At 67.6% G+C, this 8,407-nt stretch carries 9 protein-coding genes; 4 read left to right on the forward strand and 5 right to left on the reverse strand.

The window, feature by feature from the left end:
• Positions 1-860, reverse strand: an 860-nt coding sequence (tnpB, locus tag ACRDSQ_RS29800; protein ID WP_431425658.1) for an IS607 family element RNA-guided endonuclease TnpB, incomplete at its 3' end; no start/stop codon positions are given.
• Positions 861-1,114: 254 nt separating this feature from the next.
• On the opposite strand from tnpB, the gene ACRDSQ_RS29805 reads away from it, so the two are divergent.
• The 3 genes from ACRDSQ_RS29805 to ACRDSQ_RS29815 all read left to right on the forward strand — a co-directional run bounded on the left by ACRDSQ_RS29805 (position 1,115) and on the right by ACRDSQ_RS29815 (position 4,526).
• A complete protein-coding gene (locus tag ACRDSQ_RS29805; protein ID WP_431425659.1) occupies positions 1,115-1,651 on the forward strand; it encodes a hypothetical protein in 537 nt (178 codons plus the stop codon).
• An 85-nt stretch (positions 1,652-1,736) separates the two neighbouring features.
• The gene (locus ACRDSQ_RS29810; protein WP_431425660.1) at positions 1,737-3,080 is read left to right on the forward strand and encodes a PepSY-associated TM helix domain-containing protein; all 1,344 of its coding nucleotides are present in this window, start codon (positions 1,737-1,739) and stop codon (positions 3,078-3,080) included.
• Positions 3,081-3,194: 114 nt separating this feature from the next.
• A complete protein-coding gene (locus ACRDSQ_RS29815) occupies positions 3,195-4,526 on the forward strand; it encodes a ferredoxin reductase family protein (protein ID WP_431425661.1) in 1,332 nt (443 codons plus the stop codon).
• A 1-nt stretch (position 4,527) separates the two neighbouring features.
• Here ACRDSQ_RS29815 and ACRDSQ_RS29820 read toward each other — a convergent pair whose 3' ends face one another.
• The 3 genes from ACRDSQ_RS29820 to ACRDSQ_RS29830 all read right to left on the reverse strand — a co-directional run bounded on the left by ACRDSQ_RS29820 (position 4,528) and on the right by ACRDSQ_RS29830 (position 6,653).
• Positions 4,528-6,042: an alkaline phosphatase D family protein gene (locus ACRDSQ_RS29820; protein ID WP_431425662.1), complete on the reverse strand. Its 1,515-nt coding sequence runs from the start codon at positions 6,040-6,042 to the stop codon at positions 4,528-4,530.
• A gap of 163 nt (positions 6,043-6,205) precedes the next feature.
• Positions 6,206-6,436 carry a hypothetical protein gene (locus ACRDSQ_RS29825; protein WP_431425663.1) on the reverse strand — a complete coding sequence of 77 codons (231 nt, stop codon included), beginning with the start codon at positions 6,434-6,436 and terminating at the stop codon, positions 6,206-6,208.
• 1 nt (position 6,437) lies between these two features.
• Positions 6,438-6,653, reverse strand: a complete 216-nt coding sequence (locus tag ACRDSQ_RS29830) for a hypothetical protein (protein ID WP_431425664.1) — start codon at positions 6,651-6,653, stop codon at positions 6,438-6,440.
• A gap of 372 nt (positions 6,654-7,025) precedes the next feature.
• Between ACRDSQ_RS29830 and ACRDSQ_RS29835 the strand changes: the two genes are divergently transcribed.
• Positions 7,026-7,349, forward strand: coding sequence for a helix-turn-helix domain-containing protein (locus ACRDSQ_RS29835; protein ID WP_431425665.1), 324 nt, complete (start codon positions 7,026-7,028; stop codon positions 7,347-7,349).
• A gap of 36 nt (positions 7,350-7,385) precedes the next feature.
• On the opposite strand, the gene ACRDSQ_RS29840 is transcribed toward ACRDSQ_RS29835, so the two are convergent.
• Positions 7,386-8,330 (reverse strand): IS3 family transposase, encoded by a 945-nt coding sequence (locus ACRDSQ_RS29840; RefSeq protein WP_431425667.1) that lies wholly within the window; start codon positions 8,328-8,330, stop codon positions 7,386-7,388.
• Between the last annotated feature and the right edge of the window lie 77 nt (positions 8,331-8,407).

The raw sequence follows: 8,407 nt of genomic DNA on the forward strand, positions 1-8,407 counted from the left end.
GCATCGACCACCCTCGTGTGCAGCCGGCGGATGCGGTCCTGGGTCTTGCGCCAGCGGGCGGACGGGGTTTGCCGGGTGCGCCGGTCCGGGCCGACCCGGCGGGCCGCCTGCCGCCCCAACCTGCGCAAGTCCCGCAACGCGACATCGAGGTGTCGGGGGTTGGGGATGACCTCGCCGGTCGAGAGCACCGCCAGCGACTTGATCCCGAGATCTACGCCGACGACCGTGTCCGGTCGGGTTGGGGCGCGGTCGTGGCGGTCGATCTCGACGGAGAACGAGCAGAACCACCGCCCACCCTGGTAGGTCACGGTGGCCGAGCGGACGCGGGCGGTGCCGCGCTCGAGGTGCCGGGCCAGTTTCCGGGTCGACTCGTGCGTGCGGATGACCCCGATGCGGGGCAACTTCACATGCCTACGGTCATCCTCGGCCAGCCCGAAGCTGCCCGTGGTGAACCGGCACGAAAACCCGGCACGTTTGCCCTTGAACCTCGGGAACCGGACCTTCGGACCAGTGCGCCTGCCGGTCTTCGAGGTGTTCCAGTTGCCCAACGCGACCGCCAGGTTCGCCAAACCGGAGGAGTACGCCTCTTTCGAGTTCTCCGCCCACCATGGGGCGACCGCGTCCTTGATCTGGTTCCAGTCCTTGCGCAGCGCGTACGCCGACCACGACACCGACGGCGTCAACTCCGCCTCCGCGACGCCGTAGGACGCCTCGGCCGCCCGCTGGGCGAGGTTGGCCTTGATCAGCCCAAGGCCCCAGTTGTAGGCGTAGCGCTGGGCACCACAATGCGACCGCAACACAGCCTCCTGGGCCACTGTCGGGTCCAACGCGAACCGGTACGCCTGCAACACCATGGTCATCGCCAGCGACCGTACCGACCACCACCGACAAACCGTCACCACCACACACCCAGACTTCCAAGCCGCGTCGAAGAACCTCAAACATCACAATCAGACACACACGGGCACAGAATCCTGAACGGTTCGCAACCCCCTAACGGGCTTGACGATGAACCAGCTGTGTTGACGTCCCGCGAATTAGTCCTCGTGGCGGGTGGTCGGCGGACCCCGACTGGTTAACCTCATCCAGACGGAAGGCGAAGGGGCGACAGATCGTGGCTGGCGGCAGGCGGGTTCCGGCGCGCGGGAGGCGCACCGCGACGTCGCTCGTCGCCGCCCTGCTGGCGGGCGCCGCGGGCCACGTGGTCGGCGGGGGCACCTGGACGGGTTCGGCGATCGCCGTCGCCGCCGCCCTGCTCCTGCTGCCGTGCTGGCTGATGACCGCGCGCGAGCGGGGTCTTCCCGCGATCGCCGCGCTGCTCGCCTTCGGCCAGCTCAGCACCCACGTGACGCTGACCGTGTCGGCCGACTCGCACCTGGCGCACCTGTCGACCGAGCTCGATGTGCCCGGGCTCGGGATGCTCGCCGCGCACCTTGTCGCCACCGTGCTGCTGGCGTGGTGGATCCGCCAGGGCGAGCGACGGGCGTGGGCCCGGGTGCGCAAGCTCGTCCGGAGCCTGTTTGTCGCCGCGCCGGTTCTATGTCCGGATGCCGGTCTACGACCCGCGTTCCTGGAGACAGGACTGCCCGCTCGTACGGCGCTGCTCTTGCACACCGTGGTCACCCGCGGTCCGCCCGCGACCGCTGCCTGATCCCACTTCCCTCGACCCGCCGCCGGCGCGCTCAGCGCTCCGGTGTCGCCGCCGGTCGCCCACACACACTTTCAGGAGTTTCACCATGACCACGTTCGATCCCGACCCGCCCAGAACTGACACACCTGAGAAGGCGGAATCACGGCCCCCGCGTGCTTTATGGGCGTTGGCCCGGCGCGTGCACTTCCTGGCGGGCCTCGCGGTCGCGCCCTTCTTGGCCGTGCTCGCGCTGACCGGGCTGCTCTACGCGTTCACCCCCCAGATCAACGATGTCCTCTACGGCGACAAGCTGTACGTCGACGCGCCCGGCGGACCCACTCGGCCGCTCACCGAGCAGGTCGGCGCCGCGCTCGCCGCGCACCCGGACGGCAAGCTCAAGTCGGTGATCGTGCCCGTCGATCCGGACCGCACCACACAGGTCGTCCTGGACAAGCCGGGGTTGGCGAAGGGCGACGACCACTTCTCGACGGAGTCGCTGACCGTCTACGTCGACCCGTACACCGGCAAGGTCGACGGCGAGCTGATCACGGTCAACAACCGGCCACCCGCGCAGGTGTGGCTGCGCAAGCTGCACAGTTCGCTGCACCTCGGTGACGTCGGCAGGCTGTACGCCGAGTTCGCTGCGAGTTGGCTGCCGTTCCTGGTGCTGGGCGGTTTGGTGCTGTGGGTCGGCAAACGGCGGCGGCTACGTACGCTGCTGGTGCCCGCGAGCAACGGGTCCGCGCGGGCGCGTACCCGGTCGCGGCACGGCGTGCTCGGCCTGTGGCTCACCCTGGGTCTGCTCGGTCTCAGCGCGACCGGGCTCACCTGGTCCACCCACGCCGGCGCCAGGTTCGACACGGCCATCGCCGCGCTCGACGCGAAGTCGCCCAGCCTGAGCGCGCCGAACGTGGTGGCCAAAGGCGACCCGGTCGGCCTGGACCGGGTGTTGTCCGTCGCCCGGGCGCAGGGCATGGAGGGTCAGCTGACGATCACCGCGCCCGCGTCGGCCGCCAAGGCGGTGAAGATCGCCGAGACCTCGGAGGGGCTGCCGATCCGCAAGACCACGATCGCGGTCGACCCGTACACCGCCGAGGTCACCGCGCGGCAGGGCTGGCAGGACTTCCCGCTCCTGGCGAAGCTGACGACGCTGGGTGTCCAGGCGCACAGCGGCACCCTGTTCGGGTTCGCCAACCAGCTCGCGCTGGCCCTGGTGGCCGTCGGCGCGTTGGCGCTGCTGGTGTTGGGCTACCGGATGTGGTGGCAGCGGCGACCGACCTCGGGCGGTCTGACCCCGGCGCCGGAACCGGTGTGGCGGCAGTTGCCGGTCCCGGCGCTGGCGGCGGTCGTGGTGGCCGCGGCGGCGCTGGGCTGGGCGATGCCGGTCTTCGGGGTCACATTGGTCGCGTTCGTGGCGATGGACAGCGTGTACCGCGTCGGGAAGGGATGATTCGGAGCGCGGGCGGGCCCAGCCCGCCCGCGCGTCACCCCGGTGAACCCGGCGCTGCTTCCGCGCGTAGAGACGGCAAGGCACCACCGCGGACGACGACGAGAGGCAGCGACCATGGCCACGAGTCTCCAATGCAGGCGCGCGGTGCCGCCGGTCGTTCAGGCGCGGTGGGCGCTCTGGGCGTTCGTGCTGGTCAACCTGGTGATTGTCGAGGTCCTGTTCATCACCAGCGGCACCGGTAAGAACTCGATCCTGACGGTCGCCAAGTTCGTCGGCCTGCACGCGGCCCTGCTGATGATGTTCCAGCTGCTGTTGGTCGCCCGGCTGCCGTGGCTGGACCGCCGCATCGGTATGGACCGGCTGACGGTGTGGCACCGGTGGACCGGTTTCACCCTGCTCTGGACCATCCTGACCCACGCGACGCTGGTCGTGCTCGGCTACGCGACGCTGGACAACGCGTCGATGGCGAAGACCTTCCTCGCGCTGGCAGGCGTGCCCGCGTCCCTGCTGGGCATGATCGCCGCCGCCACCATCGTCACGATCGCGGCCACCTCACTGCGGTCCGTCCGACGTCGGTTGCAATATGAGACTTGGCATGTGCTGCACCTGCTGGTGTACCTGGCGATCTCGGTGGCGTTCGTCCACCAACTCCTGGAGACGACGACGTTCAAGTCCTCGACGTTCGCCTTCGTCTACTGGTGGACGCTGTGGATCCTCGCCTTCGGCTCCCTGGTCGTCGGGCGGATCGCGGTGCCGCTCTGGCGCAACGCGTACCACCAGTTCCGGGTCCAGGCGGTGGTGCCGGAGTCGGACAACGTGGCGTCCGTGTACGTCACTGGGCAGCACCTCGACCGGCTTCCGGCCAGGGCGGGCCAGTTCTTCATCTGGCGGTTCCCCGGGCACAGCCACTGGTGGCTGGCCAACCCGTTCTCGCTGTCGGCGGCGCCCGACGGCCGTTTCCTGCGGCTGACGGCCAAGGCGGTCGGCAGCGGCAGCGCGGGTCTGCGGAACGTCCCGGTCGGGACCCGCGTGTTCATGGAGGGGCCGTATGGCGCGTTCACGTCGCTGCAGCGGACGCGGCCCGGCACGCTGCTGATCGCGGGCGGCGTCGGGATCACGCCCATCCGCGCCTTGCTGGAAGAGCGGTCGACCGCGGATGTCGTGGTCCTCTACCGGGTGCGCGACGAGAGCGACGCGGTACTGCTCAACGAGGTGCGCCAACTGATCCAGGCCCACGGCGGCAGGCTGCACCTGCTCACCGGACGGACCAAGGACGGAGCGCGGCCGTTCGAGCCGGACAGCCTCCGATCCCTGGTCCCCGACATCACCGAGCGTGACATCTACGTCTGCGGCCCACCCGCGATGACCTCATCTGTGCTGCGCAGTCTCCGGGCGATCGGAGTGCCGAACACGCAGGTGCACGCCGAGAAGTTCAGCATGGCCTGACTCAGCGTTGCGGTGTAAGGGTTTTCGACCAGAGTGCGGTGCCCTTGCCGTCGCGCAGGTGGACGGTCAGCTCGCCGGTCGGGCCGTCGATCTCGACGTCGCCGAAGTGCTGGAAGCCGTCCATCGGCGAGGTGTTCGCGGCCGGTGGGGCGTGGACGAAGACGGCTTCGGGGCCGAACGTCGGGTCGAGGGTGTTCGGGCCGAACGCGCCCGCGTTGAGGGGGCCGGAGACGAACTCCCAGAACGGGTCGAAGTCGCCCACGGCGGCGCGGTCCGGGGAGTAGTGGTGGGCGGCGGTGTAGTGGACGTCGGCGGTCAGCCAGACGACGTTGCGCACCTGGTTCCGGGCGACGGAACGCAGCACCCAGGCGATCTCGTGCTCGCGGCCGCCGGGGGCGCCGGGCAGGCCGTTGGCGACGCCCTCGATGTCGGCGCCGTCCGGGACGATCAGGCCGACGGGCAGGTCGGCGGCGATGATCTTCCAAGTTGCATTGCTGGCGGATAGGCCGTCCACCAGCCATTTCGCCTGCGTTTCGCCGAGGACCCGGCCGACGCCGGTCTTGGGCGAGGTGTTGGCGTCCTTGTAGGAGCGCATGTCGAGGACGAAGACCTCAAGGTGCCTGCCGTACCGGAAGCTGCGGTAGATCCGGCCGTCCACGGCCCGGCGCGGGTCGACGGGCATCCACTCGTGGAAGGCCTGGAAGGCGCGGGCGGCGAGGACGTCCACGCGCTTCTCGGTGTACTGCGGGGAGGTCAGGATCTCGCCGGGGTACCAGTTGTTGACCACCTCATGGTCGTCCCATTGGACGACGGACGGGGTGCGCGCGGCGAAGGCGCGGACGTTGTCGTCGAGCAGGTTGTAGGCGAACTGTCCACGGTACTCGGTTAGGGTCTCGGCGACCTTGAGCTTCTCCGGAGTGACGAGGTTGCGCCAGATCCGGCCGTCCGGGAGGGTCACGGACTCTTTGAGCGGGCCGTCGGCGTAGACGGTGTCGCCACTGTTGATGAAGAAGTCCGGGCGGCAGGCGGCCATCGCGGCGAACGCGGTCATGCCGCCGATGTCGGGGTTGATGCCCCAGCCTTGGCCCGCGACATCGCCGGACCAGGTGAAGCGGACGTCCTCGCGCCCCATGGGGGCGGTGCGGAAGGAGCCGGTCAGGGGCTCGCTGGTGGCGCGGTCGTCCTCGGCGCGGACGCGGTAGTGGATCTCGCGGCCGGGCGGGAGGCCGGTGAGGCGGAGCTTGCCGGTGCCGTCGGTGTCGGGGATGAGCAGCGGGCCGCGTAACTGGCGGGCGTTGCGGAAGTCGGGGTCTTTGGAGACCTCGACGAGCATGCGGGAGGGCCGGTCGGCGCGAGTCCAGACGATGGCGCCGTCGGCGGTGACGTCACCGGTTTGGACGCCGTGGGTGAGGACGGGCCTGCTTTGGGGAGCCGCGATGGCGACGCCGGGGAGGGTGAGGCCGGCGGCGGCGGTGATGCCTCCGGCGCGGAGGAGGGTGCGGCGGTTGAGGGTCATGGCCTGGTTGTAGGCGGCGGAGGTCAACGTGGGTGGGATTGGAGGTTTCGCAAGGGGAAACGGCTCAGCTATTCGAGTGATGCTGTGTAGTCGGAACACCTGATCTCATGGAGTCATGAACGATCGAGTTCCGGCCCGGGCGTCGATCTCGACGTCGCCGAAGTCACTGGGTTGCAGGTCCCTTGACCACAATCGGCTCAGGCTGGGAGTAGTTGTCGCCGCTTGGCGGAGACGTCCGGACGATGTTCAGTTTGATGACACGCCCATCGGTGCACGTGATTTGCAGATCGCTGACGGACCCGTCGACCTGGTAGGTATCCACACTGGCAATGTCGGGATGCCCACACTCGCTGAGCAGCGTGCGCACGTGTTCGACAAATCGGTCGCGCCACATGTCAGATCACCTCGGTCGGGATGTCGTAGCCCTTGTGCGCGGGCACCTTCGGCCCCTCTACCGAGCGCACAAGGATGGACGACACCGCCCCGGACGCGAAGCACACCCGAACTCGGCTATGCACATGGTCGTTATTGATGACCTCTGCACTCACGATCTCCGGGTGATCTTGGCTGAGCAGCGACACCAGCAGCGCATCGAGGTCACGTAGTTGCACACCGCCATGCTGACAGATCCCCACCGGAGATCTGCCAACGACGCGGCGCTACCTCGGTTGCGACGTCCGACCGCTCCCCTGGCAACGCTCACGGGTCCCCAGTTCCTGGTGTGGGGGCACCGTCTGCCCGGCATCAACCGTTTCCGCAGCCATGATCCAACCTCCCGATAGTGGGTTGCTGTCGCCACAGTCGTCGGCACCGAGATCGGCATCTTTGAGGCCCAGGCGCCTTGCTTCACACGAACGCGGCAGGAGGGGGTGAGCAGCGGGCCACGTGACAGGCGAGTCGGTGGGATTGGAGGTTTCGCAAGGGGAAACGGCTCAGCTATTCGAGTGATGCTGTGTAGTCGGAACACCTGATCTCATGGAGCCATGAACGATCGAGTTCCGGCCCGGGCGCGGGCGCTGGCGGCGGAGTTGAAGGTGTTGCGGGAGCGGTCGGGGCTGACGACCCGGGCGGCGGCGAAGCGGTTGGGCACGTCGATCGCCAGCCTGAACCGGTCGGAGACCGGCAGACGGATGGCAAGCGTGGCGGATGTATCGGCGTTGCTGGCGATCTATGGGGTCACTGGCCCGGAACGCACACGAATCATGAGCCTGACAGAGAACGACGAGCAATCGGGCTGGTGGGGCCTGGGGGTGCGGGCACACCTCCTCGAAGCCCTGATCCACTTCGAGTCCCAGGCCGAGTCCTGAGGTTCCCCCCGTTTCCCGGACAGTTCGGGTGTGGGGTCAGTCGGCTTGATCAGGCGGGGTGTACATGCCGTCGAAGGTGACTGGACTGCGCATTTCGATGCTCGAATGCCGTCGGTATGGATTGTACCAGCATTCGACCCATTCGAAAATGGCTTGAGCCAGTTCGTCGCGCGTGTTCCATTTCACAGAATCGAGCAGCTCCAGTTGCATGGTGCCCCAGAAGGACTCCATCATGGCATTATCGTAGCAATCGCCGACGGTGCCCATCGAACCGAGCAGTCCGGCATCGCGAAGTCGTTTCCCGAATGCCCACGACGTGTACTGTGTGCCGTGGTCGCTGTGTAGAATCGTGGATTCGCCGGGCGGCTTTCGGCGTAAAAGTGCCATGTCGAGTGCGGCCAGCACGAGTTCGGTCTTCAAGTGGTAGTCGATGGACCAGCCGATGATGAGGCGGGAGTAGGCGTCCATCACCGCTGCGCAGTAGACTTTCCCTTCTCTGGTCGGATGTTCGGTTATATCGGTGAGCCATAGACTGTCCGGCGTCTCCACGGTGAACCGGCGTTGGACCAGGTCCTCTTCGGTGGCCGTGTTCACCGGGTTCTTCCGGCCTTTCCGCCGGTAGAGGCCCTGGATGCCGGCGATGCGCATCAACCGTTCAACGCGTTTGTGGTTGTAGTCCAGGCCCAGTCCGAGCCGCAGTTCGGCGGTGACCCGCGGCACCCCATAGGTTTCCCTGGACTTCTCGTGGATCTCCTTGATCTGTTTGGTCAGCAATTCGTTCTCCTGGTCGCGATGCGACGCCGGGCGGCCCAGCCAGTCGTAATACCCCGACGTTGACACGCCAAGCACCCGGCAGGACACCGCGACCGGGATAGCGTCGTCAGCAAGCTCATGGACCAGCGGGTAGATTATTTTGGGAGGACGTTCTCCCGGGCGAACAACGCTGCCGCGCGCTTGAGGATCTCGTGTTCGATCTCCAATTGCCGAACTCGTTTACGAAGCTCGGCGAGTTCTTTCTTCTCCGCCGGTGCCAGGCCCGGTTTAGCGCCATTCTCGAC

Origin of the sequence: Actinokineospora sp. (genome assembly GCF_050699995.1) — a bacterium.
Classification (GTDB): domain Bacteria; phylum Actinomycetota; class Actinomycetes; order Mycobacteriales; family Pseudonocardiaceae; genus Actinokineospora.

What these genes read in the sequence shown, in the direction of transcription:
- ACRDSQ_RS29810 (WP_431425660.1), top strand. Translation starts at nt 1,737, where the DNA reads ATGACCACGTTCGATCCCGACCCGCCCAGAACTGACACACCTGAGAAG.
- ACRDSQ_RS29815 (WP_431425661.1), top strand. Translation starts at nt 3,195, where the DNA reads ATGGCCACGAGTCTCCAATGCAGGCGCGCGGTGCCGCCGGTCGTTCAG.
- ACRDSQ_RS29820 (WP_431425662.1), bottom strand. Translation starts at nt 6,042, where the DNA reads ATGACCCTCAACCGCCGCACCCTCCTCCGCGCCGGAGGCATCACCGCC.
- ACRDSQ_RS29825 (WP_431425663.1), bottom strand. Translation starts at nt 6,436, where the DNA reads ATGTGGCGCGACCGATTTGTCGAACACGTGCGCACGCTGCTCAGCGAG.
- ACRDSQ_RS29835 (WP_431425665.1), top strand. Translation starts at nt 7,026, where the DNA reads ATGAACGATCGAGTTCCGGCCCGGGCGCGGGCGCTGGCGGCGGAGTTG.